Genomic DNA, 23,884 nt, shown 5'->3' with positions numbered 1-23,884 from the left:
CGCCTTCGCGAGCAAGCTCGCTCCCACATGGGAATGCATTTCCCTGTAGGCGTGAGCCTGCTCGCGATGAGGCCTCCAAGGCCGTGAAAGCCTCCCCTCGAGCAACGCCGGACAAACTCCACTGACTTGTCCTACAGCTTCTCCAGAAGCCATGAACTGTGCCCGCCACAGCCACGCTGCTAGTTTGCCCTGACCATTTCGGAGGGCAAAACTTGATCATCAAAAAAGCTGTGGCCGTCGCCGCCTGCACGTGGGTTTTATCCGGTTGCGGCACCGCCGCCTCGGTACTGCAAATGGACGCCGACGTCGCCCGCGACCTGCGCAAGCAGAAGACCTACTGCCAATCGATTCCACGGATCTACAGCGGCCTGGCGTTCGATTTCTGCGTACTCAACGCCCCGCCCGACCCTACCGGCGTGCTGCTGCCATTCGTGCTGGTGGATCTGCCGTTGTCCGGAGTGATGGACACGGTGGTGCTGCCGTTTACGGTTTATCGACAGGTCATGGATGGCAATCTCAGCGTCTATTGGCGGCAGGGCGGTTATTAAGCCTTAGCGCAAGGCTTATCCGGGCCAATCGACCTGGGACAATTCGCACAGGGTCATTCCTGCCACGTTTACGCTATAATCCCGCCCTTTAGCTGTCTCTCGCCCGGTGCGAGGGCACATCAATTTTCAGGGCGCGTCGCGCCTGAATGCAGACTTGAGAGGCTAGACCCTGTGGCATTGACGATTCTTGGCCTGTCCGGCGCCCTTAGCCATGACCCTTCAGCCGCGTTGTACATCGACGGCAAGCTGGTGGCGGCGGCTGAAGAAGAGCGCTTCGTCCGCGATAAGCATGCAAAGAACCGCATGCCCTACGAATCGGCGAAGTTCTGCCTGGAACAGGCCGGTATCAAGCCGTCCGACGTTGACGTAGTGGCGATTCCGTTCGCCCCGATCAGCCTGTTCGGCAAGGCGCGCTGGCACTACGCCAAGCGCTACTGGTACGCCCCGGACCGCGCCCTCGATGCGATCCTGATGGGCAACCGTCGCTACAAGCGCTATCGCAACAAGATCGTCTGGTGCCTGGAGCAGCTGGGTTTTGATCCGAAGAAGATCAAGATCGAACCGGTCGAGCACCACCTGGCTCACGCCTCCAGTGCCTACCACTGCTCGGGTTTCAAAGAGAAAACCGCGATCCTCGGCATCGACGGCAAGGGCGAATACGCCACGACCTTCTTCGGCTACGGCGAAAACGGCAAGATCCACAAGATCAAGGAGTTCTTCGACCCGGACTCCCTCGGCGGCCTGTACGGCGCGATCACCGAGTTCCTCGGTTTCGAGATGCTCGACGGCGAGTTCAAGGTCATGGGCATGGCGCCATACGGCGACGCCAGCAAATATGATTTCTCGCGTCTGGCCTCGTTCGAGAACGGCGAGCTGGTGATCAATACCGACTACGCCAACGTGATTGGCTTGCGTCGTTATAAAGAGAAGGGCAAAGGCTTCTACTTCTCGCCGAAGCTGATCGAATGGCTGGGGCCGAAGCGCGAAGGCGACATCGCCGACGAGCCGTACATCCACTACGCCGCGAGCATGCAAGCGCTGTTCGAGAAACTGGCGTTGCAGATGATCGACTACTACCTGGGCGACGTGCTCAAGGAAACCGGCAAACTGGCCTTCGCCGGTGGCTGTGCGTTGAACGTCAAGCTGAACCAGAAAATCATTGCTCGCGATGACATCAAGGAGCTGTTCGTCCAGCCAGCGTCCGGCGATGCCGGTACCGCGGTCGGCGCTGCGGCCTACGTGTCCCACGCCCGTGGCGTACCGGTCGAGAAGATGGAACACGTCTACCTCGGCCCGTCGTACAGCAACGAAGACGTGATCGCCGCGTGCGCCCGTCACGAGAACAAGCCGACCTGGCGCAAACTCGACAACATGCCGGAGCAGATCGCCAAAATCATGGTCGATGGCAACCCGGTGGCCTGGTTCCAGGGCCGCATGGAGTTCGGTCCGCGCGCGCTGGGCGGGCGTTCGATCATCGGCTGCCCGAGCGTGGCCGGGGTGGCTGACCGCATCAACCACCAGATCAAGTTCCGCGAGCGCTGGAGGCCTTTCTGCCCGTCGATGCTCGACACTGTGGCACCACAGATGATCAAGATCGATCACCCGGCGCCGTTCATGACCTTCACCTTCGAAGTGGCGGAAGAGTGGAAGACCCGCGTGCCGGAAGTCGTCCACGAAGACGGTACCTCCCGTGCCCAGGTGCTCAAGCGTGAATACAATCCGCGCTACTACGACATGATGAAGGCACTGGAAAACCTCACCGGCAACGGCGTGTCGCTGAACACCTCGCTGAACCGTCGTGGTGAACCGATGATCTGCTCGCCGACCGACGCGCTGAACATGTTCTTCGGCTCCGATTTGCAGTACCTGATCATGGAAGACATTCTGGTGGTCAAAGAGGGCGCAAACGCTTATGACTCGCTCGGCTGAACGCCATGTGCTGCAGTTCTGTCACGGCTATGACGGGCCGTTCCTCGACTGCGCACGGCAGTACGCCAGCCTGTTCGCGGGCACCGGTTATCGGGTGACCACGGTCTTTCTGACCGGGGCCGCCGATAGCGAGGTGGCCGCCGCATGTGCTTCCGATGAAGTGTTGTTCATGGAATACAGCTCCAAGGCCATTCGTGGCCTGAAGCTGGGCGCCATCGGCGATCTGCGCAAGATCGCCGCTTCACGCAATTTCAGTTTCTGCATCGCCCATCGTTTCAAGCCGATCTACATCGCCTTGCTTGGCACCTCGTTGCCGGTGATTGGTGTGCACCACGCGTTTGACGATTACAAGCGCGGTACGCGCAAGCTGTTCGCGCATATTTTCCGCAAACGTCTGAGCCTGCTCGGTGTGTCCGACGCGGTGCGCGACGACATGCGCCGTTGCCTGCCGAAATGGCCGTCGACCCGCATCCAGACCCTGTACAACCGCATCGACGTGCAGGCCCTGCAGGCCAGTCAGGTGTCGCCTCGCGAAGCCCGGGAGACCCTGGGGCTGGCGGCGGATGCGTTCATTGTCGGCAACGTCGGGCGGCTGCACCCGGACAAGGATCAGGCCACGTTGCTGCACGGTTTTGCCGCAGCCTTGCCCGGCCTGCCGGGCAACAGCCAACTGGTGATCCTCGGCAAGGGTCGTCTGGAACAGGACCTCAAGGAACTGGCACGCGAGCTGGGCATTGGCGACCGCGTGCTGTTTCTCGGTCAGGTCCCGGAGGCGCGCAATTACTTCCGTGCCTTCGACGTGTTTGCCCTGAGCTCCGATCACGAACCGTTCGGCATGGTGCTGCTGGAGGCCATGGCCGCCGGCGTGCCGCTGCTCGCCACCGCCTGTGGCGGCGCCAAGGAAGTGGTCGAAGGCGTGGGCATTCTGTTTCCGCTGGGCGATGCCGAACACCTCGCACAAGGCCTGCAACATCTGGCGAGCATGGATGATCAGCAGCGCCGACAATGCGCCGAGTTGATGCTCGACCGTCTGCGTGAGCGTTTCTCCGACCGTGCGGTGCGCGACACCTTCTGGCGTCTGCCGCAAGTTATCGATCTGGCACCGAGGGGCTGATGCTCAACCGATTTCAAGGCTGGCGCGAACGTGGCTGGTCGCCCGTTGACGCCTCCACCTATGCCGCCGCCTGGCAGCGTTTCGGCGGCAGCGTGGCCACCCATCCGCTGGTGGTCGAACGCCTGGCCGCGCTGGCCGGGATTCCGGTGCGTTATCTGGCCTGGGAGCAGGGCGGCGAAGTCAAAGCGGCGATTGCGACCTGGGGCCGCGATCTGGCGCTGTCCAAGGACGTGCTCAAGCGCAACGGCAAGAAAGGCCTGTTCGACCTCGGCAATGCCGAGCTGATCCTGCCGGCCGCCGCCGATGCCCAGGCCCCGCTGCGTCATCGCGCACGCTATCTGTCGGCGCTCAACGAGAACCGCTTCAGCGGCCTCAAGTTGCAGACCGAGCAGCTGGCCATGGCCCGCACCCCGGAAGAGCTGTCGAAAAAGTTTCGCTACAACCAGCGTCGCGAATTGCGTCTGCTGGAAGAAGCCGGCGGTGTGGTGCGTGCGGTCAGCGAGTTCTCCAGTGCCGAACTGGCGGCGATCTACTGTGATCTGTTCCAGCGCCGCTGGGGCTTCCCCGCTACCGGTGCGGCGCGCATGGCCGAGGTCATCGAATTGCTGCGCGAGTTGCTGATCGGCTCGGTGATCTTCCTCAACGATGCGCCGATTGCGATTCAACTGGTGTACCGCGTCGAAGCGCCGGAATGGATCAGCGTCGAATACATCAACGGCGGCGTCGACCCCGAAACCCGCGAATTCAGCCCCGGCAGCGTGTTGAGCTTCCTCAATACGCAAAGTGCCTGGGAACAGGCGCGAGCACTGAACAAACCGCTGCGTTTCTCCTTCGGTCGCGCCGACCGTGAATACAAGGATCGCTGGTGCAATCCTGTGCCGGTGTTCACCGTATGAGTCAGCCCATGAGCCGCAAACAGCAACTGCTCAAGCGTCATCGGCGCAATAAACGCATCACCTTGCTGATCGCCCTGATCGTATTGATCGCGCTCGGGGTGCTGGTGGCGTGGTGGCTGCCGCTGGTGCTCGCGCTGGTTGGCTGGATCGCCCACGAGGCGTGGTTTGCCGATCACCTGTTCTACTCGCCGAAAGACGATTACCAGTACAGCTTTCCGCCGTTCACGCCGCAGCCGAAGGTCCATCTGCACGGCGAGCAATTGCGCCTGGACGAGGGCGTGATGCTGGTCGACGAAGCCACCCTGATCCTTGCCGTGCGAGTCAAAAGCAGCTGGCTCGGACGCTTCTTCGATCCGCGCGTCGAATTGCGCGGCGGCACGAATCCGGATGCGCAAACCTTCGAGCGCGGCGTCAACGGCCTGCGTTACCTGAACCTCAGCGGGCAGGCGCAAGCCCTGTCGCAGGGCCAGTTGCGTTTGCGCGGGCGCTTCTGCCGGGTGAGCGGTGAGCCAGTGCTGTGGGCGCTGGAGCAACCGGACTATCGCCGTCAGCGGGTGATGGTGATCGCGCCGCATGCCGATGACGCCGAACTGGCCGCTTATGGCCTGTACAGCCAGGCCGATGAAACCTGGATTGTCACTCTGACCGCGGGCGAGATCGAAGCTGAGCATTATCAGCAGATGGGCCTGAACAAGGTCGAGGCGGCGCGGCTCAAGGGCCGTCTGCGTGCGTGGGACAGCCTTGCCGTGCCGCGCTGGGCCGGCGTGCCGCAGGAACACTGCGTACAACTCGGGTACTTCTGCCTGCAACTGGCGGCGATGCAGGCTGCACCGAATCAGGCGGTGGGTTCGCGGGAAGCCGACCTGAACGACACGCGACTGTTTCGTCAGTTGAACCCGTTCACGTTGCCAGGCGACGCCGATGGCGCACCGACCTGGAACAATCTGCTGGCCGACTTGCGTGAGGTGCTGCTGCGCGCGCGTCCGCAGGTGATTGTGCTGCCGCACCCGACGCTCGATCCCCACCCGGACCATATCTGCGCGCAACAAGCCGTTCTACAGGCCTTGCACGGCCTCGACTGGCAGCCGACGCTGCTCGGTTACGCCAACCATTTGCACGACAACGACCGCTGGCCGATGGGCAACACCGGGCAGGGCATTGCGCTGCCGCCGACCTTCGATTCGAGCGTGGCGATGCAGCCGTTGTGTTTGCCGCTGTCGATCGAACAGCAGCGCGACAAGGCCATGGCGCTGGGCATGATGCACGACCTGCAGCCGCCGGCACCGTTCAAGCGTCGCCTGCGCCGAGTGATTCAGCGCTTGCTGGCCGGTCGTGCATCTTCGGTGTACGGCGAAAACGAATTTTTTCGAAAAGCGGTCCGACGCCAGGAATTGTTCTGGTTATTGAAGCACGGTGAACCGGGCGATCAGCGGGGAGAGTCATGAGTCAACGGTCCAAGGTGTTGCAGCTGCAACCCGACTACAACGTCAAAGCCCATGATTTCGCCGACCTGGCCGAGCAGATCGTCAAAGCGCTGCCTTCGGATCGCTATGAGGTCACCGCCGCGTTCCTGCGCGGCAAGCCGGGGCCGGGCGAGCCGGTCAGCCGGGCCGACCGTTCGGTGTATTTCGAGTTTTCCGACAAGTCGCTCAAAGGCATGCGCCTGCGGGCGATGTGGCAGTTGTACAAGTTCTGCCGTCAGGAAAAGTTCGACGTGGTGATCTGCAACCGCTTCAAACCGGTGAACATGATGCTCACGCTCAACCGCTGGTTGAAGGTGCCGCTGTGCATCGGCATCTCCCACGGGTTCGGCGAATACGACCGCTTTTACCGACGCCGCCAGACTCAGCGCCTGATCGACCGCCACTGGCGGTTTGTCGGCGTGTCGCCGGCGGTCAAACAGTATTTGCTCGATTGCGACTGCGGTTTCACCGAGCAGAACACCTACGCGATTACCAATGCCATCGACATCGAACAGGCCGAAGGCTTGCAACACAGTCGCGAAAAAGCCCGCGAGCTGCTTGGCATAGACCCCGATGTACGTTTGATCGGCGCGCTGGGGCGACTGGTGTCGGTCAAGGGCCACACTTATCTGCTGCAGGCGTTCGCGGCGCTGAAAGACAAATACCCGAACACCCAGCTGGCGATCATCGGTGCCGGGCGCCTGCAGGCGCCGCTGGCTGCCGAGATCGAGCAACTGGGTCTGAGCGGCCGTGCACACCTGCTGGGCTTCAAGGAGAACGCGCTGCAATACGTGCGCGCGTTCGACATCTGGACCATGCCGTCGCTGGCCGAGGGCCTGGGCCTGGCGCTGCTCGAAGGCATGAGCGGGCATCTGCCGGTGATCGCCTCGAATGTGCCAGCGATGCTGCCGCTGATCGAGGGGGCCGGTGGTCTGGCGATCACGCCGAAGGATGTGCCGAGTCTGGTGGTCGCGCTGGATAACTATCTGGCCCTGTCGGATCAGGAGCTCAAGGCCAAGGGTGAGCAGGCTTACCGTTACCTGCAGGAGCAACATGATATCGAGGTGTTCCGTCAGGAATATCTGGACCTGATCGATTCTGGCCTGGAGCAGGCTCGCAAGGAGCAGCCATGAGCGCAGAGAACGCAGTGAGTGAAGCAAACGCCCTCGTTACCGTGATCATCGCCTCGTATAACCACGGCCCGTATATCGAGGAAAGCATCCTCAGCGTCCTCAACCAGAGCTACAGGAACATCGAGCTGCTGGTGGTCGATGACGGTTCGACGGACAACAGCGTCGAGCGCATCAGCGCGCTACAGGCGCAGTACGGTTTCGATTTTCGCGTGCAGCAGAATCAGGGCCTGACCAACACTCTCAACGGCGCCATTGCCCGTTCGAAGGGCAGCCTGATCGTGCCGTTCGGTTCCGACGACATCATGTATCCGGAGCGAATCGCCACCCAGGTGGCGTACATGGACGGCAAGCCCGAAGTCGGCATCTGTGCCGGCAATATCGAATTGATGCACGCCGACGGTAGCCTTTACCCGGAAAAGCGTCAGCGCCGTGATGTGCCGTTCCGCCGTCTCGATTTCGATGACATGTTTCTCGAGCGCAAGCCTTATCCGCCTGCGCCGACCCTGATGATCCGCCGTGAAGCGCTGGAAAAGGTCGGTGGGTTTGATCCGACGATTCGCCTTGAGGACCTGTATATCGAGCTGAAGGTGACCCGTGCCGGTTACTTCATCGATGGCCTGAACGTGGTGATGGCCCGCTACCGCAAGCACGCCACCAACTCGTACAAGAACCATCGCTTCATGATCGAGAACATCCTGCGCACCTACGCGTTGTTCAGCGATCATCCGCTGTACGACGAAGTGCGCTTCAAGGCGCTGAACTCGATGTTCCTCAAGACCGCCAACCGCAATCGCAAGCTGGCACGCGAGCTGCTGGCGCAGATCCCGTTCAAGGCCTGGAACAAGAAGACCTGGCGCGGTCTTGGACGTTTGCTGTTTTCTCCGCTGGAAAAGGACTGAGGCAGCGCTCGCTCGCCCTCAGCGAGCGACTTTCTCCGGCAGGCGCTTTGCGCCGTTTTGGCGCTGGCGCAACCAGTGCACAAGCTTTTTGCCGGCAGCCATGCCCGGTTGCTCGATATAGAGGAACGTCGCGCTGCTGATCAGAATCAGCAAGCACGTACATACCGCCATCAATGGCAGGTACACCGACGTTTCCCGCGCATCGATATTCAGCAGCAGCGGCAGACGCTGCACCATCATCCACAGGATGAAGCCATGCAGCAGGTAGGTGCTGTAGCTGATCTCGCCGAGCCAGCGAATGCTGCGTGGTTTCAGGGTGCCGAACAGGTTGTTGCCGGACGCCACAATCACGAAAAACAGGCTCAGCAACAGCAACGGCGCGGTCTTGAATGCCCGACTGAACGCGGTGAATGCAGTCACCAGGGCGAGCACGGCGATGACACTTGCCAGGCGCGATTGACTCCAGGCTACGAGCGCCGGGCGCCGAATCCAGTACGCGGCAGCAATGCCGCCGAGAAAGCTCGCCAGAAAGTGCTTCTTCAGCGAGTGCTCCCAGCCGATGACCTGATACAGCGCGTATATCCCGATCAGGCACAGCACCACCTGCAGCCAGTTGCCGCGGTAGATGAACACCAGCCCGGCCAGGGGCAGTGCCAGGTAGAAAAACACCTCGTAAGCCAACGTCCAGGTGACGTTGGAAATCAGCATGCCGGAGTGGCGGTACTGGTTGATGTCCGGGCGGTCGAATGTCAGCCACGCGAGTATCTGCTTGACCAGTTCCAGGCCCGGTTCTTTCAGTTGCCAGTCCTGCAGGTGGAAGACCGACACGAATACCAGCAGCATCAGTGGCAGGTACAGCGGATACAGGCGAAATACCCGGGAGACGCCGAACGCCAGCCAGTCGTGGTTGCGTCCTTGGGCGAGCAGGCGGCTCCAGAACAGAAACCCGGTGATCATGAAGAACAGCGCGACGCTGCCCTGGCCCAGCATCGAATAGAAGTTGCTGGGGGGGAAGTCGACCACCCCGGTGCGCAGGAAGATCCAGGTAATGATCGAGTGGTGCACGAATACGCCAAACGCCAGGTAGCCGCGCAGACCGTCGATGCTGGCATAACGGCTTTCGCCGGAATGCTGCAGGTGTCGGGCGATCTTCGGTATCGCGCGCAACAGCAGCGCGGAGGTGGCAATGGCCAGCAGATAAGCGGCCAGCGCCAATAGGGGATTGGTTTCGTTCATCAGTGAACCCGGGCCGCCGTGTTACCGGCCAGCACTTGCCTGTGCAGATTTTCAACCGCGGATTTAGACGCCGTCATGGCGTACCCCTGGAGCAGCGCATCGAGGTGATCCTCGAATAACCAGCGCCTGTCGACAGTGTAACGTTGCATGTGACGCAAATTGCGTTGGCGCAGCGAAAGACTGAGCGGGGTAGGGTAGATGCGCAGGTCGGCCAGATCGATCAGACCGAATTCGCCATCTTCCAGGACCAGCACATTGCCCAGATGCAGCGAGCGGAAATACACGCCTTTCTCATGCAGTTGCGCCATGAATTTGCCGAAGCGCTCGACCAGCGCCTGGCGTACCGCCGGGGCGGTAATGCTTTGCAGTACCTGACGCAGGGTGTGACCCGGCAATGGCGCGTAATGCACGGCGCTGCTGCCGTCGTCCAGACGATACAGATTCAATACCTGTGGGGTAGGAATGCCCATCAGGCGAAGTTGTTCGCTGTTGACTGCGAAACGCTCGGAGTAGGGATTGAAACTGCCGGAGGTGTACCAGCGGCGTCGACGGAACAGTTTGAGGAAGCTGCCGTCGCTCAGGCGCAGGACTTTCGGGCCCAAGCCATCTTCTTCGATGATCTGCGCTTCGCGGCTCAATTGCTCAAGGTCGGCAACTGCCAGCTTTTGCACCGGCAGGGTCAACAGGCGTCGCGCGCGTTGATTGATGCTCACTGCCGCGATCAGCGCCAGCGGGATCCACAGCAGGAACCAGTGCTCCTTGGGCCGCGAAATGATTCCGCCGCCTTCGGTCAGGCCGGCACCGATCCCGAATACCAGCCAGGTCGAGGCAATGATCAACAGGGGCTGAACCCGCTGGCGCCAGCTGCTCAGCAGGCCCCGGAACAGGAAAAACAACCAGGGCAGCAAACCGATGATGCCGACGTAATACAGAACGCCCAAGGCAAAACTGTGCGGCTCCTGAAAGCTGACGCCGTTGCCTGGATCGACGGCAAGGCTGGCGCTGTAGCCGTGACCGAGCCATGGGTGGTCAGCAATCATGTGCAGCACTTTCTGCCAGATTTCCAGACGATAGGAATCGCCGCGTTCGGTGATCATCTGCCGGAACAGGGTCAATACGGTGATACCGCCCAGAGCCAGGGCGATCAGCAGTCCCACCGAGCGTCGGTTCCAGCAAATGAAGCACAGCCACAGTGCCGCCATGGTCAGCGCCACCAGCGGGGTTCTGGAGCCGGTACCGATCACCGCCATGAACATGATGGCCATCGCCGGTACGCTGAGCCACAGCATCTGCCGGCGTTTGCAGGTCATGCTCACGCTCAGCCAATAGGCGCTGAAGAACCCGAACAGGTGCGAACTGAGCAACGGGTTATCGAAGGCGCCACCGCCGATCAGGCGCATGCCGGGCTCATAGACCCGGGCGAACATGATGAGGAAAATTGCGGTGGCGACCAGCGCGACCAGCGCGGCGCCGAACAGCAACGGCTGGAGGATGTCGCTGCGATAGCGCACCAGCAGATAGCAACCGGCAAACAGCAGCAAGGTATGCATTGGCGGCTTGAACATTCCGCCGAATGGCTCACCTCCCGGGCCCCAGGCGAGGCTGAGCAGCGCCCACGCCGCGAACAACAGCACTGCGACGAAGATCGGCTCGCGCAGCAGCTCTTTGAGTTCACGCGGGCGCAGGCACAGCGCGATCAGTGTCGGAATGCTGAACAGTCCGTAGAACAGCTTGTGGTGCAGGCTTCGGCCGGGCAAAAAGAACAGCGCGCACAGGAGCAAGAAGTAACCCGTGGGAAGGATCCACAGGCTAATGAAATCGAAAACTCGATTGGACGTACTGCTGAAGCCGCGAAGTTGCATGCTGTGAGATTCATTCCTGAAGTTGATCGACCATTCGACTGATGGCTATTTGATGCAAAAAAGATGCGTAACAATAACAGCCTTTCGCCGATTGCCAGAACCCTGAAGAAGCTGTGCTAAAGTCAGCGTCCTTTTTATCGACTTTCGCGTGATATGACCGACTCCAGTCCCGCCGCAAGCCCTTCGAGCTTGAAAATCTACTTCCGCCTGCTCGGCTACGTCCGGCCGTACATCAGTCTGTTTCTGATCAGCATCGTCGGCTTTCTGATTTTCGCCTCGACGCAGCCGATGCTCGGCTACATCCTCAAGTATTTTGTCGACGGGCTGTCCAATCCTGAAGCGGTGCTGTTTCCTTCCGTACCGTACCTGCGTGACCTGCAGCTGCTGCAGGCCGTGCCGCTGCTGATTATCCTGATCGCCGCGTGGCAGGGCCTGGGTTCCTATCTGGGCAACTATTTTCTGGCCAAGGTTTCCCTGGGCCTCGTGCACGACCTGCGGGTGCAGTTGTTCAACAACCTGCTGGTCCTGCCCAACCGCTACTTCGACAAGCATAACTCCGGCCATCTGATTTCGCGTATCACCTTCAACGTGACCATGGTCACGGGGGCGGCAACAGATGCGATCAAGGTCGTAATCCGTGAAGGGATGACGGTGATCTTCCTGTTCGCGTCGTTGCTGTTCATGAACTGGAAGCTGACGCTGGTGATGGTTGCGATCCTGCCGCTCATCGCTGTGATGGTGCGCACCGCGAGCAAGAAATTCCGCAAGCAGAGCAAGAAGATTCAGCTGGCGATGGGCGACGTCACTCATGTGGCCTCGGAAACCATCCAGGGCTATCGCGTCGTTCGCAGCTTCGGCGGCGAGGCTTACGAGCAACAGCGCTTCCTCGACGCCAGCCAGGGCAACACCGACAAACAACTGCGCATGACCCGCACCGGCGCGATCTACACGCCGATGCTGCAACTGGTGATCTATACCGCAATGGCGGTGCTGATGTTCCTGGTGCTGTACCTGCGCGGTGACGCCTCGGCCGGTGACATGGTCGCCTACATCACTCTGGCCGGCCTGCTGCCCAAGCCGATCCGCCAATTGTCCGAGGTCAGCTCGACCATCCAGAAAGGTGTGGCCGGTGCCGAAAGCATCTTCGAACAACTGGACGTCGAGCCGGAAGTCGATACCGGTACGGTGGAGCGCGACGCGGTGAGCGGTCGTCTGGACGTGCGCAACCTGAGCTTCACTTATCCGGGCACCGAACGTCAGGTGCTCGATGACATCAGCTTCTCGGTCCAGCCGGGGCAGATGGTGGCGCTGGTCGGGCGTTCGGGCAGCGGCAAGTCGACGCTGGCCAACCTGATTCCGCGTTTTTATCACCACGACAAGGGCGAAATCCTCATCGACGACGTGGAGGTCGAGCAGTACAAGCTGCTCAACCTGCGTCGTCACATTGCCCAGGTTACGCAGCACGTCACCCTGTTCAGCGATACCGTGGCCAACAACATCGCTTATGGCGATCTGGCCGGTGCGCCGCGCGAAGACATCGAGAAAGCCGCGCGTGACGCCTACGCGATGGACTTCATCTCGCAGCTGCCGCAAGGCCTCGACACCCAGGTCGGCGAGAACGGCGTGCTGCTGTCCGGCGGCCAGCGCCAGCGTCTGGCGATTGCCCGCGCGCTGCTCAAAAATGCGCCATTGCTGATTCTCGACGAGGCCACCTCGGCGCTCGACACCGAATCCGAACGACACATTCAAGCGGCACTGGATCAGGTCATGAAGGGTCGCACCACGCTGGTGATCGCTCACCGCCTGTCGACCATCGAAAAGGCCGACCTGATTCTGGTCATGGATCAAGGCCGGATCGTCGAGCGCGGCACCCATAGCGAGTTGCTCGCGCAAAACGGCTATTACGCCCGCCTGAACGCCATGGGCCTGGATGCGCCGGCCGAAGACATCGCCTGATCTGTACCGTTGGTTGCCGGGCGCGCAATGCGCCCGGCGATTTGTATCCAGACCTTTACCCTTCTTGACCAAACCGGAATAAATCCCGGCACCGCGCTTGTTAAGGTTCCTCAACGAACTCTGACGTCCATCGAGGGGGCATCCCCGTCGCGCGGGTACTTTCATGCTGCAACGCTATCTCTGGAAACTGCTCCCCAAGCCGCAGCGGGCCTTTCTGCTCGGGCGCCTGTCGGTGGTCGATCGCCAGGCGGTGAACAAATCGATGTCCGCCAACCTGAGGTTTCCCCGCGCCTTCGAGCAACGCTCCTGCCTGTTCATTCATGTTCCCAAGTGCGCTGGCAGCAGCATTTGCGCGGCGATGTTCGACGGCTGGCGTCCCGGGCATTTGCCGCTGTACTGGTATGAAGAGCAGTTTCCCGAGCAGTTTGCGCAAGCTTTCAAGTTCGCGTTTGTCCGCGACCCGCTGGAGCGCGCCTACTCGGCCTACGCTTTTTTGCGCGGTAATGAACTGAGTGCGCGTGACCAGGCGGCGCAGCGGCTGGTGCGGCAATACCGGGACTTCGACGATTTTGTCGCGCGCTGGCTGCATCCGGAAACGATCGTCCGGCAATTGCACTTTGCCGCGCAGAGCGACTTTCTCACTGATTCGCTGGGACACCTGGCGCTGGACTTTGTGGGTTATCAGGAACATCTGGCGCGGGATTTCGCGCTGGTCTGTGAGCACCTGGGGCTGACCTGCCCGTTACCGCACGTCAACGGCTCCCGGGAACGGCAAGCCCTGCCGGCGCGTGAGTTCTGCTCCGTGCGCACACGACGCTTGGTGCGCCGGGTGTATCAGCGTGATTACGAGTGGCTCGGTTATGAATGACAGGTTGTCGCTGGCGCTGCCGACACTCGCCATTCGCCCGTATGCTCTGGCGCTCTCGCACCGGGCCCGGGCGGCGCTCAAGGCACAGCGCCCACGTTGTCTGTGGCTGACTGGCTTCTCTGGCGCTGGCAAGTCAACTCTGGCCAATGCACTCGAAGTGCATCTGCACGATACCGGTCTGCACACCTTCCTGCTTGATGGCGACAATGTGCGCAACGGGCTGTGTCGCGATCTGGGCATGAGTGACGCCTGCCGCCGGGAAAACACCCGACGCATGGCCGAGGTGGCGCGGCTGATGGTCGATGCCGGGTTGATTGTGATCGTCGCCGCCATTTCACCGTTCCGTGCCGAACGGGACGCTGCGCGCCGGCTGTTTGCGCAGGGTGATTTCATTGAAGTGCACGTCAGTACTTCGTTGCAGGTCTGCGCTCGACGCGATCCGAAAGGCTTGTATCAAGCGGTGCGCGAGGGACGACTCAAACACTTCACGGGGGTGGACAGTCCTTATGAAGCGCCCTTGGCAGCCGAGTGGCAGATTGACAGCGACGACATGGAGTTGTCCGAAGCCTGTAGACAACTGGCGGCGCTGCTGCTCAAAAAATAGGCAAAAAGTGCAGCTGTTTCATCCTGTTGCAGGCGGCACTCAAGCCTGCGCCACCCTGTGCTAATATCGCGCCCCTGTTCATTTTGTATGTGGGTTGCTCCATGAAGTTGTCCATGCCGCGATTCGATCAAGCCCCAGTCTTGGTGGTCGGCGATGTCATGCTCGACCGTTACTGGCATGGCGGAACCTCACGGATTTCCCCTGAGGCACCGGTACCGGTGGTAAAAGTCGAGCAAATCGAAGACCGCCCGGGCGGTGCTGCCAACGTTGCCTTGAACATTGCCGCGCTGGGTGCGCCGGCGTCGCTGGTCGGTGTGACCGGTGATGATGAGGCCGCCGACAGCCTGAGCAACAGTCTCAAGGGTGCGGGCGTGCGCGCGCTGTTCCAGCGCATTGCGCATCAGCCGACCATCGTCAAACTGCGGGTCATGAGCCGGCACCAGCAATTGCTGCGTATCGACTTCGAAGAACCGTTTGCCACCGATGCCCTGGCCCTGGCCACGCAGGTCGATGATCTGCTGGAAGGCATCAAGGTGCTGGTGCTGTCCGATTACGGCAAAGGCGCATTGAAGAACCATCAGGCGTTGATTCAAGCGGCCCGGGCCAAAGGCATTCCGGTGCTGGCCGATCCCAAGGGCAAGGATTTTTCCATCTACCGTGGCGCCAGTCTGATCACGCCGAACCTCAGCGAATTCGAAGCGATCGTCGGCGGTTGCGCCGATGAACACGAACTTGTGAGCAAGGGCGCCGCCCTGATGCACGATCTCGAACTCGGTGCACTGCTGGTGACCCGTGGCGAACACGGCATGACCCTGCTGCGCCCGGAGCATCCGGCGCTGCACTTGCCAGCCCGTGCCCGTGAAGTGTTCGACGTGACCGGTGCCGGCGACACGGTGATTTCCACGCTGGCGGCAGCGATTGCTGCTGGTGAAGATCTGCCGCACGCCGTGGCGCTGGCCAATCTGGCGGCCGGTATCGTGGTCGGCAAACTCGGTACTGCAGCGATCAGCGCGCCGGAACTGCGTCGTGCGATTCAGCGTGAAGAAGGTTCCGAGCGTGGTGTGTTGGGGCTCGAACAACTGGTACAGGCCGTCGCCGATGCCCGCGCGCACAAAGAACGCATCGTCTTCACCAACGGTTGCTTCGACATTCTGCATGCCGGTCACGTGACCTACCTCGAGCAGGCGCGTGCGCAAGGCGACCGGCTGATCGTGGCGATCAACGACGACGCTTCCGTCAGCCGCCTGAAAGGGCCGGGCCGGCCGATCAACAGTGTCGACCGGCGCATGGCGGTCCTCGCCGGCCTCGGCGCGGTGGACTGGGTGATCAGCTTCCCGGAAGGCACACCGGAAAACCTCCTGCGCGAGGTCAAACCGGACGTACTGGTCAAGGGCGGTGACTACGGTATTGACCAGGTGGTCGGCGCGGACATCGTCAAGGCCTATGGCGGCACGGTGAAAGTGTTGGGGCTGGTGGAAAACAGCTCGACGACGGCGATTGTCGAAAAAATCCGCGGTCAATAAAGTCAAAAGATCGCCGCTGCGGCAGCTCCTGCATTGGAATACGGTTCCTTGTAGGAGCTGCCGCAGGTGACGATCTTTTGCGTTTCAGGAACTGACCTTCTTGCGCGGTACGATTTTCTTCAGCAACTGCTTTGCTTTGCCGCGCAGCCGCGCCAGTCCCGTAGGCCTCTCCGGCGCCGTCAGACCTTGCTGGCGCAGCCAGTCCTTCCAGCGAATCCGCTCCTCGCGCACCAGCCAGCCATCCTGTCTGGCAAAGCTTTCGGCCAGATACAGACCGCGGGTGCCGGCCGGATACAGCTGGCCCTTTTTCAGGGTGTAGAGTTCGGCCAGCGGCTCGCCGTCCTGCAACGGCATCAGGTAAAGGTCCGGGCGTTTGCGATCCAGACGCGCCACCAGTTGATCACCCTCCAGCCGCTCATCGACGTGAAACAGGCTCAGCGATTTCGCCTCTTTCGGCACTTCCAGGCGCAGGTCGTAGATCAGTTGCAGCGAAGCCGTGGGCAAATGCACATAGGCTTGCGGCCGCTCGAGCAATTGCAGATTGGCACAACGCACCGGCCGCGCCGAGCCGGACAACGGCGTCAGGCGAAACGGCAGCGCCTCGCGATAATGCAGGGCGGCCGCGTAGGGCGCCGGCAGCCAGGTGTCGTTGAAGCGTCCGCCGAGCCAGCCTTCCGGGGTTTCCAGCAGGCACTCTTCGGCAATCTCCTGAATCGCGGTGTGCAGCGGGATATTCAGTTCGTGGGCCGGCACGTAACCGGAAATCAGCTTGAGCACCACGTCACCGCGATCCTGGCGGCGCTGGCGCACCAGCACCCAATAGTCGCGATTCTGCCAGTGCAGGGTCAGGCGCACCGAGACCCCAAGGTTGGCCAGCTCCAGTGCGAAACGCTCGGCATCTGCCACGCTCACCGGTTTGCGGCGCTGCAAGGTCTGCGCGAAGTTCAGCGGCATGCCGACGCTTTGATAGGTCAGGCCTTCGGGCGTGGCTTCGACGAACAGCGGCAGGGTCTTGAAGTTGCTCGGGTTCTTTCTGATGAGCGTGCGCGGCATGTCGGCTCCTGCTTAAGGCCGCGGGGCGGCGTCAGTGACCACGAAGGACCTGAGCAACGGTCGCAACGTTATGGGCAAGGTGCAGCGGATTGATCGTCCCGACAATAGCACTGGCCACGCCGGGCTGCTGGAACAGCAACTCGAAGCTGGCGCGCACCGGATCCACACCGGGGCTCAGGCACACATGGCCGCTGGCCAGGGCCTTTTTCACCAGAATGGCTTTGCCGTGGGCAGCAGCATAGTCAATGACTGCCTTCTCGTTCTGTTCGTTCAGATTGTAGGTGACCATCGCGCAGTCCCCTTGCTCCAGTGCTTTCAAGCCGCCTTCGACGGTTTTGCCGGAGAAGCCGAAACCACGAATCTTGCCCTCGGCCTTGAGCGCGGCGAGGGTCGCATAGACCTCCTCATGGTCGAGGATCGCCAAGTCGTTGCCGTCGGAATGTACCAGCACCAGGTCGATAAAATCGGTTTCAAGACGTTGCAGGCTGCGCTCCACCGACAGCCGCGTGTGCGCGGCGCTGAAGTCGTGGCGCGACAGACCATCGGTAAACTCTTCGCCGACCTTGCTGACGATCACCCAATCCTGACGCTGACCGCGCAGCAACGGGCCTAGGCGTTCTTCGCTGCGGCCATAGGCCGGGGCGGTGTCGATCAGGTTGATGCCCAGCCCTTTTGCCTGATTGAGCAGCAGGCGTGCGGCGTCATCGTCCGGAATCTGAAAACCATTGGGGTATTTCACCCCTTGGTCGCGGCCAAGTTTGACCGTGCCCAGGCCCAGTGGCGACACCATCAGGCCGGTACTGCCCAATGGGCGATGCAGGTCGTGCAATGTCGCAATGGTCATGGCAGTAATTGCTCCCAGGCGGGAACGCCCAGTGGTGGTTTCGGCAGTGGCGGCAGTGGCTCGGCGGCTTGCGGCTGAATGCCGTCGCGCTCCAGCGCGGCAATGACCCGGTCGGCGAAGTCCGGCGCCAGTGCCAGTTTGGTCGGCCAGCCCACCAGCAGGCGCCCCTGCTCGGCGAGGAAGGCGTTGTCCGGACGGGTCAGGCCGGTCTGCAGCGGTTCGGCGCGATCCACGCGCAAGGTCGCCCACTGCGTGGTGCTCAGGTCGATCCACGGCAACAGCTGCGCGATCTCTTTTTGCGCGGTGGCAATCTGTTCCGCCGGCTCGCGGTTGACCCCTTCGCTTTCGGCGATGTCGCCGCCCATGTACCAGACCCACTGACCGTCAGCGGCCGGATGGGTGGTCACGGTGATCCGTGGCTTGGTGCCGCCACCCAGGCAGTGTGCGTACAGCGGCTTGAGGCCCGGGCCTTTGGCGATGATCATGTGCAGCGGACGGCGTTGCATCGCCGGTTGGCTCAGGCCCAACTGCTCCAGCAACTGCGCGGTGCCGGCCCCGGCGCTGAGGACGATGCGCTGGGCACGAATCTCGCGGCCGTCGACTATCAGGCCTACCAGCACACCGGCTTCCAGCAGCGGTTCGATGATTTGCCCGGCGAGCAGGCCGTCACCAGCCAGATCGGCCAGGCGCTGGATCAGGCTAGGTACGTCGACCACGAGCTCAGCGAGGCGATAGACCTTGCCTTTGAAGCGCTTGTCTTGCAGCGCCGGCGGCAGTTGATCGCCCTTGACCTGATCGACCCGGCCACGCACCGCTTTACTGGCGAAGAAACTGGTGAGATTGCCGGCCAGGGTGCCCGGCGACCACAGGTAATGCGCTTCGGACAACAGGCGCACGCCGGTCAGGTCCAGCTCGCCGCTGCCGGCCAGCGCTTCGCGCCAGCGCCGCGGCATGTCGGCGATGGCTTCCGAGGCGCCGGTCAGCGCGCCGTGCAATGCGTATTTGGCGCCGCCGTGGATGATGCCCTGGGACTTCACACTCTGCCCGCCGCCGAGGCTGGCGCTTTCCACCAGCACGGTCGAAAAACCCTGACGGCGCAGACGCGCATTCAGCCAGAGGCCGGCGACACCAGCGCCGACAATCAGAACGTCGGTGGAAATAACGGATGGCATGCAACGACCTCAGTGTTCAAGACGAGGGCGCAGTATACAGACTCGAGGATCGGAGCTCAGAGGCGAAAAAAGATCGCAGCCTTCGGCAGCTCCTACAGGGATATGCATTCCCATGTAGGAGCTGCCGAAGGCTGCGATCTTTTTTTCAATGCCCCGCGGTCTTGGAGAACAGCTGGATGACCACCACGCCCAATACGATCAGCGCCATCCCCAGCATCGCCGGCACGTCCAGCTTCTGCCCGTAAATAAACAGCGCGGCGACGCTGACCATGACGATGCCCAAACCCGCCCAAACGGCGTAGGCGACACCCACCGGGACGGTGCGCACCACCAGGGTCAGCATCCAGAACGCGATTCCGTATCCGACGATGACCAGGATCAGCGGCAGCGGAGTGCTGAGGCCTTTGACCGCTTTCATCGAGACGGTGGCAATCACTTCGGCGCAGATGGCGATAGCCAGGAAGGCGTAGGCGTTCATGTGTGGATCCTCATGTAAAACATTGCTTGCTGAGGCGGCATTCTAGAGATTCGTCAGATGCGGTAAAGTCATTACCTATCTGTTTTGAAGATGGGTCAAGCGATGAACACCCAGTGGAATCTGGATCAACTGCGAGCCTTTGTCGGCGTCGCAGAACAGCGCTCGTTTTCCGCCGTGGCCCGCCAGCAACGCAAGGCGCAATCGGCGATCAGCAGTGCGATTGCCCTGCTGGAGGAGGATTTGGGCGTCAGTCTGTTCGAACGCAGCAGTGGCCGTTCACCCAGTCTTACCGAAGCGGGCGAGGCGCTGCTCGAAGATGCTCGGGAAGTGCTGCGCCAATGCGAGCGTCTGAACGGTCGGGCGATGGCAATGATGCGCGGCCAGGAAGCGCAGTTGCGCGTGGCTCAGGACGAAGCGATGCCGTATCAGGCGCTGGTGGAAAGTTTCGACGCGCTGGCGGGGCAATTTCCCAGCCTCGAAGTGCAACTGACCAGCGCCGCTCAGGGTGAAGTCGCGCGCAAACTGGTCGAGCGCCGCGCCGATCTGGGCCTGCTGTTCTATCACGATGAAATTCCCGAAGCGCTGGAGCGTCGGGTTTTGGGGCGGGTGGACATGGTCACGGTCTGCGGAATCAATCATCCGCTGGCGCAACAGTCCTACGTCACTTGCCAGCAACTGGCGCAACACCGGCAACTGTTGATGTCGACGCAAACCAGTGTCTATCCCGGTAACGAACCGGCCAGCCCGCAGGTGTGGCGCGCCGACAGTTTCTACGTGATGGCCGAGTGGCTGGTGCGCGACCTTGGCTGGGCCTGGCTGCCGCGACACGTGGTGCAATATTCGGCTTATCAGGGTTTGATGGTGGAACTGGACAGCGAGTGGACGCCGCCGGCGCTGGTGGTGGAGCTGGTCTGGCGCCGCGACGAACCGCTGGGGCCGGCGGCGCGCTGGCTGGCTGAACGTTTTGCCGTGCACTTGCGGGCGATTGGCGACAAAAGTCGATAAACTCCGCCGCCATGAATAGAACTCTGTACACCGCGCTGTTTTACCTGGGGCTGCCATTGGTGGCGATTCGGCTGTGGCTGCGCTCGCGCAAGGCCCCGGCGTATGCCAAACGGATTGGCGAGCGCTTCTCCTACGGCATGCCGTCGCTGCAGCCTGGCGGGATCTGGGTGCATGCGGTGTCCGTCGGCGAAAGCATCGCCGCGGCGCCGATGATCCGCGCCTTGCTGCAACGTTATCCACAGCTGCCGATCACCGTGACCTGCATGACCCCGACCGGTTCGGAGCGAATTCAGGCACTGTTCGCCAACGAGCCGCGCATCCAGCATTGCTATCTGCCTTATGACTTGCCGTGTGCCGCGGCGCGCTTTCTTGACCGGGCGCAGCCGAAACTGGCGGTGATCATGGAAACCGAATTGTGGCCCAACCACATCCACCAATGCGCCAGACGCGGGATTCCAGTGGCGCTGGCCAACGGCCGGCTGTCCGAACGTTCGGCCCGGGGTTATGGCCGCTTCAGCAAGCTGACCGCACCGATGTTGGCCGAGATGAGTTTGTTCGCGGTGCAGACCGAAACCGAAGCCCAGCGTTTCCGCGATCTGGGCGCGCGCCCGGAGACGGTCGAGGTCACCGGTTCGATCAAGTTCGACCTGACCATCGACCCGCAGCTGCTGCAACGCGCCACTGAACTGCGCGGCCAATGGCAGGCACTGGAACGTCCGGTGTGGATCGCCGCCAGCACCCACGAAGGCGAAGACGAAGTGGTCCTCGACGCCCATCGTCGGCTACTGGCGAACTACCCGAATGCGTTGCTGATTCTGGTACCGCGTCACCCGGAACGCTTCAATTCGGTGTTCGAACTGTGCCAGCGCGAAGGCTTTACCACGCTGCGGCGTTCGACCGGCGCCAATGTCGATGCGCAGACGAGCGTACTGCTCGGCGACACCATGGGCGAGCTGCTGTTTCTCTACGCACTGGCTGACAGCGCCTTTGTCGGTGGCAGTCTGGTGCCGAACGGCGGACACAATCTGCTGGAGCCGGCAGCGCTGGCCAAACCGGTACTCAGCGGTCCGCACCTGTTCAACTTCCTCGACATTGCCGCGCAATTGCGCGAAGCCGGTGCGCTGGCGGAAGTCGATGATGCCGAAGGGCTGGCGGTGCAAGTGCAGCGGCTGTTCGAATTGCCGCGCGATGCGCAGCGCATGACCGAGGCCGGGCTGGCGGTGATGCGCCGTAATCAGGGCGCGTTGCAGCGGTTGCTGGATGGTTTGGGGCGGTTGATCAAATAGTCGCTTGGAACATTATTGTGGCGAGGGGATTTATCCCCGATCGGCTGCGTAGCAGTCGTAAATGCTGTTTGCCAGATCTGCCTGAATCACCGCGGTGAATGGTTTTGGGCCTGCTACGCAACCCATCGGGGATAAATCCCCTCGCCACAGGGGATTCATTCCAGATTGTTTAAGGCCGTGCCTTGAGCTGTGCTTCCGCAGCCGATGCCAAGTCCGGCGGCAGGAAGTCCTTGTCCGGGTTGTAGTCGGCTTTCAGATAGCGCGTCAGGTCCTGCAAGTCACCCGGATTCAACGTCCCCGCTGCTTGCTTCAGACGAAGGTTGTCGAGGATGTAGTCGTACCGGGTGTTGTTGTAGTTGCGCACCGAGGTGTACAGCTGACGCTGGGCGTCGAGCACGTCGACGATGTTGCGTGTACCCACCTGATAACCGATTTCCGTGGCTTCCACCGCGCTCTGGTTGGAGATGATCGACTGCCGGCGCGCCTGCACCTGCTCGACATCGGTGTTTACCGCGCGGTGCAGGTTACGGGTGTTTTCGACGATCTGCCGACGCAGCGATTCACGCTGCTGCTCGCTCTGATCCAGTTGCGCATAGGACTGGCGCACTTGCGAGCTGGTGAGTCCGCCGCTGTACAGCGGGATGTTCAGTTGCAGGCCCAGGGTCCGTTGCTCGACGTTGCCACTGTACGGCGTGCCGAATGCGTTCGGGTTGGCGAAACCGAGGGCGTCGTTGTCACCTTTTTCGTATTTGGCCACGGCATCCAGGGTCGGCAGGTGCCCGGCCTTGCGCTGCTTGAGGGTCTGTTCGGCGGAGCTGACCGCGAAGTTGCTCGCCAGCAGGTTGAGGTTCTGCTTGGCGGCGGTGTCGACCCAGGCCTTGGCGTCATTCGGCGCCGGCGGCAGGATCGGCAGGGTGTGGACGATGCCCTGAATCGAGTTGTACTGCCGGTTGGTCAGGGTGATCAGCGCTTCGAAGGCATCATCGACCTGACGCTGGGCGACAATCCGGTTGGCGCGCGCGGTGTCGTAACTGGCCTGCGATTGCAGGACGTCGGTCTTGTCCGACAGGCCGACATCGAAACGTTCGTTGGACTGGTCGAGCTGACGCTTGAACGCGGCTTCTTCAGCCTTGGTCGAGGCCAGGTTGTCCTGACTGCGCAGCACGTTGAAATAGCTTTCCGCCGATTGCAGGATCAGGTTCTGTTCGGTGGCCGACAGTTGCAGCGCGGCCTGCTCGTTGACGTCCTTGGCTGCCTGGTACTGGAACCAGCGATCGGCACGGAACAGCGGCTGGGCGAGGGTCGCCTGATAGGAATGCGCACTGCGATTGGCGATCGCCGAGGGCTGGTCGATCGAAGTGCGCACGTCGGCTACTTCAGCGCCGCCGGACAGATTCGGCAGCAGCCCGGCGCGGGCCTGCGGCACCACTTCTTTCTGCGCGCCGTACTGCGCGCGGGCGGCGGCCAGATCGGCGTTGTTGTCGACCGCTTCCTGATAGACGCTGACCAGATCGGTCTTGGTCGACAACGGCGCTTCTGCTGCCCAGGCCATTGCGTTGGACGCACAAGACACGGCAACAGCCAGTGAAAGTTTGCGCAGCATGAGGCGATCCCTAGCAAAAATATTACGGAAATAATGTGCGCGCCAAGGCTACGGCGCGGCCCCGGCAGCGTCAAGGCGCACGGGGCCAAGCGAGTGTAGTTGCGCAATCGTGCGGCAACAATCCTGCAAGTCCCGCTAATTGCGCCATTCATCATGGTGTTTGCCGCGGTGTTGGCGTTCTTTGCCGGTTGTGTCTAGACTGGCCGGGTTCTTGTCGGGGTGCCTTGCTATGAGGCTGAGATCGAATAATTTCGGATCCCGTTGAACCTGATCAGGTTAGCGCCTGCGTAGGGAACAAGATTTCTCGTCACCCGGCGAGTCCTCTTGTGCTTCGTCCGGGAAATTGTTCGACAATCGAACGCTCGACGACGATGCACAGCACCAGCCCTGGTGCGTCCGTGCCTTTCAGGTT

General features: G+C 61.6%; 20 protein-coding genes and 1 riboswitch. Of the genes, 13 read left to right on the top strand and 7 right to left on the bottom strand.

Annotated features, from left to right (window positions below; genetic code table 11):
• Window positions 1-212 precede the first annotated feature (212 nt).
• The 7 genes from ACXR0M_RS23430 (at window position 213) to ACXR0M_RS23400 (ending at window position 7,982) form a co-directional block, all read left to right on the top strand.
• Window positions 213-548: a YceK/YidQ family lipoprotein gene (locus ACXR0M_RS23430; protein ID WP_458834037.1), complete on the top strand. Its 336-nt coding sequence runs from the start codon at window positions 213-215 to the stop codon at window positions 546-548.
• A 171-nt stretch (window positions 549-719) separates the two neighbouring features.
• Window positions 720-2,477: a carbamoyltransferase family protein gene (locus tag ACXR0M_RS23425; protein WP_007967355.1), complete on the top strand. Its 1,758-nt coding sequence runs from the start codon at window positions 720-722 to the stop codon at window positions 2,475-2,477.
• On the top strand, window positions 2,461-3,591 hold the full coding sequence (locus tag ACXR0M_RS23420) for a glycosyltransferase (protein WP_458834036.1): 1,131 nt from the start codon (window positions 2,461-2,463) through the stop codon (window positions 3,589-3,591). Before ACXR0M_RS23425 ends, ACXR0M_RS23420 begins: the two co-directional genes overlap by 17 nt.
• Window positions 3,591-4,487: an antimicrobial resistance protein Mig-14 gene (locus ACXR0M_RS23415; protein ID WP_458834035.1), complete on the top strand. Its 897-nt coding sequence runs from the start codon at window positions 3,591-3,593 to the stop codon at window positions 4,485-4,487. The genes ACXR0M_RS23420 and ACXR0M_RS23415 overlap by 1 nt, the downstream gene beginning before the upstream one ends.
• Before the next feature lie 8 nt (window positions 4,488-4,495).
• Entirely contained in the window at window positions 4,496-5,932 is a 1,437-nt protein-coding gene (locus tag ACXR0M_RS23410; protein WP_458834034.1) for a PIG-L deacetylase family protein, read from the top strand.
• The gene (locus ACXR0M_RS23405) at window positions 5,929-7,083 is read left to right on the top strand and encodes a glycosyltransferase (protein WP_458834033.1); all 1,155 of its coding nucleotides are present in this window, start codon (window positions 5,929-5,931) and stop codon (window positions 7,081-7,083) included. The genes ACXR0M_RS23410 and ACXR0M_RS23405 overlap by 4 nt, the downstream gene beginning before the upstream one ends.
• Window positions 7,080-7,982 (top strand): glycosyltransferase, encoded by a 903-nt coding sequence (locus tag ACXR0M_RS23400; RefSeq protein WP_458834032.1) that lies wholly within the window; start codon window positions 7,080-7,082, stop codon window positions 7,980-7,982. Before ACXR0M_RS23405 ends, ACXR0M_RS23400 begins: the two co-directional genes overlap by 4 nt.
• 18 nt (window positions 7,983-8,000) lie before the next feature.
• Here ACXR0M_RS23400 and ACXR0M_RS23395 read toward each other — a convergent pair whose 3' ends face one another.
• Window positions 8,001-9,218 carry an acyltransferase family protein gene (locus ACXR0M_RS23395; protein WP_458834031.1) on the bottom strand — a complete coding sequence of 406 codons (1,218 nt, stop codon included), beginning with the start codon at window positions 9,216-9,218 and terminating at the stop codon, window positions 8,001-8,003.
• Window positions 9,218-11,080, bottom strand: coding sequence for an O-antigen ligase family protein (locus tag ACXR0M_RS23390; protein ID WP_458834030.1), 1,863 nt, complete (start codon window positions 11,078-11,080; stop codon window positions 9,218-9,220). The genes ACXR0M_RS23395 and ACXR0M_RS23390 overlap by 1 nt, the downstream gene beginning before the upstream one ends.
• A 153-nt stretch (window positions 11,081-11,233) precedes the next feature.
• On the opposite strand from ACXR0M_RS23390, the gene msbA reads away from it, so the two are divergent.
• From msbA to hldE, 4 genes are all read left to right on the top strand, one after another.
• Window positions 11,234-13,036 (top strand): lipid A export permease/ATP-binding protein MsbA, encoded by a 1,803-nt coding sequence (gene msbA / locus ACXR0M_RS23385; RefSeq protein ID WP_458834029.1) that lies wholly within the window; start codon window positions 11,234-11,236, stop codon window positions 13,034-13,036.
• A 163-nt stretch (window positions 13,037-13,199) separates the two neighbouring features.
• A complete protein-coding gene (locus ACXR0M_RS23380; protein ID WP_458834028.1) occupies window positions 13,200-13,904 on the top strand; it encodes a sulfotransferase family 2 domain-containing protein in 705 nt (234 codons plus the stop codon).
• Window positions 13,897-14,508, top strand: coding sequence for an adenylyl-sulfate kinase (gene cysC / locus ACXR0M_RS23375; RefSeq protein WP_458834027.1), 612 nt, complete (start codon window positions 13,897-13,899; stop codon window positions 14,506-14,508). The genes ACXR0M_RS23380 and cysC overlap by 8 nt, the downstream gene beginning before the upstream one ends.
• 101 nt (window positions 14,509-14,609) lie before the next feature.
• Window positions 14,610-16,031, top strand: a complete 1,422-nt coding sequence (gene hldE, locus ACXR0M_RS23370) for a bifunctional D-glycero-beta-D-manno-heptose-7-phosphate kinase/D-glycero-beta-D-manno-heptose 1-phosphate adenylyltransferase HldE (RefSeq protein ID WP_458834026.1) — start codon at window positions 14,610-14,612, stop codon at window positions 16,029-16,031.
• Window positions 16,032-16,115: 84 nt separating this feature from the next.
• Here the strand turns inward: hldE and ACXR0M_RS23365 are convergent, their stop codons facing one another.
• From ACXR0M_RS23365 to ACXR0M_RS23350, 4 genes are all read right to left on the bottom strand, one after another.
• The gene (locus ACXR0M_RS23365) at window positions 16,116-17,084 is read right to left on the bottom strand and encodes a metal ABC transporter ATPase (RefSeq protein ID WP_458834025.1); all 969 of its coding nucleotides are present in this window, start codon (window positions 17,082-17,084) and stop codon (window positions 16,116-16,118) included.
• Between the two features lie 31 nt (window positions 17,085-17,115).
• Window positions 17,116-17,928 (bottom strand): aldo/keto reductase, encoded by an 813-nt coding sequence (locus ACXR0M_RS23360; protein WP_458834024.1) that lies wholly within the window; start codon window positions 17,926-17,928, stop codon window positions 17,116-17,118.
• The gene (locus tag ACXR0M_RS23355; protein ID WP_458834023.1) at window positions 17,925-19,100 is read right to left on the bottom strand and encodes an NAD(P)/FAD-dependent oxidoreductase; all 1,176 of its coding nucleotides are present in this window, start codon (window positions 19,098-19,100) and stop codon (window positions 17,925-17,927) included. Before ACXR0M_RS23355 ends, ACXR0M_RS23360 begins: the two co-directional genes overlap by 4 nt.
• A 145-nt stretch (window positions 19,101-19,245) precedes the next feature.
• A complete protein-coding gene (locus ACXR0M_RS23350) occupies window positions 19,246-19,578 on the bottom strand; it encodes a DMT family transporter (protein ID WP_458834022.1) in 333 nt (110 codons plus the stop codon).
• A gap of 102 nt (window positions 19,579-19,680) precedes the next feature.
• Between ACXR0M_RS23350 and ACXR0M_RS23345 the strand changes: the two genes are divergently transcribed.
• Together ACXR0M_RS23345 and waaA are read left to right on the top strand one after the other, a co-directional pair.
• A complete protein-coding gene (locus ACXR0M_RS23345) occupies window positions 19,681-20,583 on the top strand; it encodes a LysR family transcriptional regulator (RefSeq protein WP_458834021.1) in 903 nt (300 codons plus the stop codon).
• Window positions 20,584-20,594: 11 nt separating this feature from the next.
• On the top strand, window positions 20,595-21,869 hold the full coding sequence (waaA, locus tag ACXR0M_RS23340) for a lipid IV(A) 3-deoxy-D-manno-octulosonic acid transferase (RefSeq protein ID WP_458834020.1): 1,275 nt from the start codon (window positions 20,595-20,597) through the stop codon (window positions 21,867-21,869).
• A gap of 169 nt (window positions 21,870-22,038) precedes the next feature.
• Here waaA and ACXR0M_RS23335 read toward each other — a convergent pair whose 3' ends face one another.
• A complete protein-coding gene (locus tag ACXR0M_RS23335) occupies window positions 22,039-23,472 on the bottom strand; it encodes a TolC family outer membrane protein (protein ID WP_458834019.1) in 1,434 nt (477 codons plus the stop codon).
• Between the two features lie 205 nt (window positions 23,473-23,677).
• A riboswitch (TPP riboswitch) is annotated at window positions 23,678-23,783 on the top strand.
• Window positions 23,784-23,884: the final 101 nt, after the last annotated feature.

The sequence above is a fragment of the Pseudomonas sp. Eth.TT006 genome (assembly GCF_054456575.1).
The sequence above is the reverse complement of the archived record's forward strand: the minus strand, read 5'-3'. Positions and strand labels throughout refer to the sequence as shown.

Bases quoted from the DNA above. Each gene is read 5' to 3' on its own strand.
- ACXR0M_RS23420 (WP_458834036.1), top strand. From the start codon at position 2,461: ATGACTCGCTCGGCTGAACGCCATGTGCTGCAGTTCTGTCACGGCTAT.
- ACXR0M_RS23415 (WP_458834035.1), top strand. From the start codon at position 3,591: ATGCTCAACCGATTTCAAGGCTGGCGCGAACGTGGCTGGTCGCCCGTT.
- ACXR0M_RS23410 (WP_458834034.1), top strand. From the start codon at position 4,496: ATGAGCCGCAAACAGCAACTGCTCAAGCGTCATCGGCGCAATAAACGC.
- ACXR0M_RS23405 (WP_458834033.1), top strand. From the start codon at position 5,929: ATGAGTCAACGGTCCAAGGTGTTGCAGCTGCAACCCGACTACAACGTC.
- ACXR0M_RS23400 (WP_458834032.1), top strand. From the start codon at position 7,080: ATGAGCGCAGAGAACGCAGTGAGTGAAGCAAACGCCCTCGTTACCGTG.
- ACXR0M_RS23395 (WP_458834031.1), bottom strand. From the start codon at position 9,218: ATGAACGAAACCAATCCCCTATTGGCGCTGGCCGCTTATCTGCTGGCC.
- ACXR0M_RS23390 (WP_458834030.1), bottom strand. From the start codon at position 11,080: ATGCAACTTCGCGGCTTCAGCAGTACGTCCAATCGAGTTTTCGATTTC.
- msbA (WP_458834029.1), top strand. From the start codon at position 11,234: ATGACCGACTCCAGTCCCGCCGCAAGCCCTTCGAGCTTGAAAATCTAC.
- ACXR0M_RS23380 (WP_458834028.1), top strand. From the start codon at position 13,200: ATGCTGCAACGCTATCTCTGGAAACTGCTCCCCAAGCCGCAGCGGGCC.
- cysC (WP_458834027.1), top strand. From the start codon at position 13,897: ATGAATGACAGGTTGTCGCTGGCGCTGCCGACACTCGCCATTCGCCCG.
- hldE (WP_458834026.1), top strand. From the start codon at position 14,610: ATGAAGTTGTCCATGCCGCGATTCGATCAAGCCCCAGTCTTGGTGGTC.
- ACXR0M_RS23365 (WP_458834025.1), bottom strand. From the start codon at position 17,084: ATGCCGCGCACGCTCATCAGAAAGAACCCGAGCAACTTCAAGACCCTG.
- ACXR0M_RS23360 (WP_458834024.1), bottom strand. From the start codon at position 17,928: ATGACCATTGCGACATTGCACGACCTGCATCGCCCATTGGGCAGTACC.
- ACXR0M_RS23355 (WP_458834023.1), bottom strand. From the start codon at position 19,100: ATGCCATCCGTTATTTCCACCGACGTTCTGATTGTCGGCGCTGGTGTC.
- ACXR0M_RS23350 (WP_458834022.1), bottom strand. From the start codon at position 19,578: ATGAACGCCTACGCCTTCCTGGCTATCGCCATCTGCGCCGAAGTGATT.
- ACXR0M_RS23345 (WP_458834021.1), top strand. From the start codon at position 19,681: ATGAACACCCAGTGGAATCTGGATCAACTGCGAGCCTTTGTCGGCGTC.
- waaA (WP_458834020.1), top strand. From the start codon at position 20,595: ATGAATAGAACTCTGTACACCGCGCTGTTTTACCTGGGGCTGCCATTG.
- ACXR0M_RS23335 (WP_458834019.1), bottom strand. From the start codon at position 23,472: ATGCTGCGCAAACTTTCACTGGCTGTTGCCGTGTCTTGTGCGTCCAAC.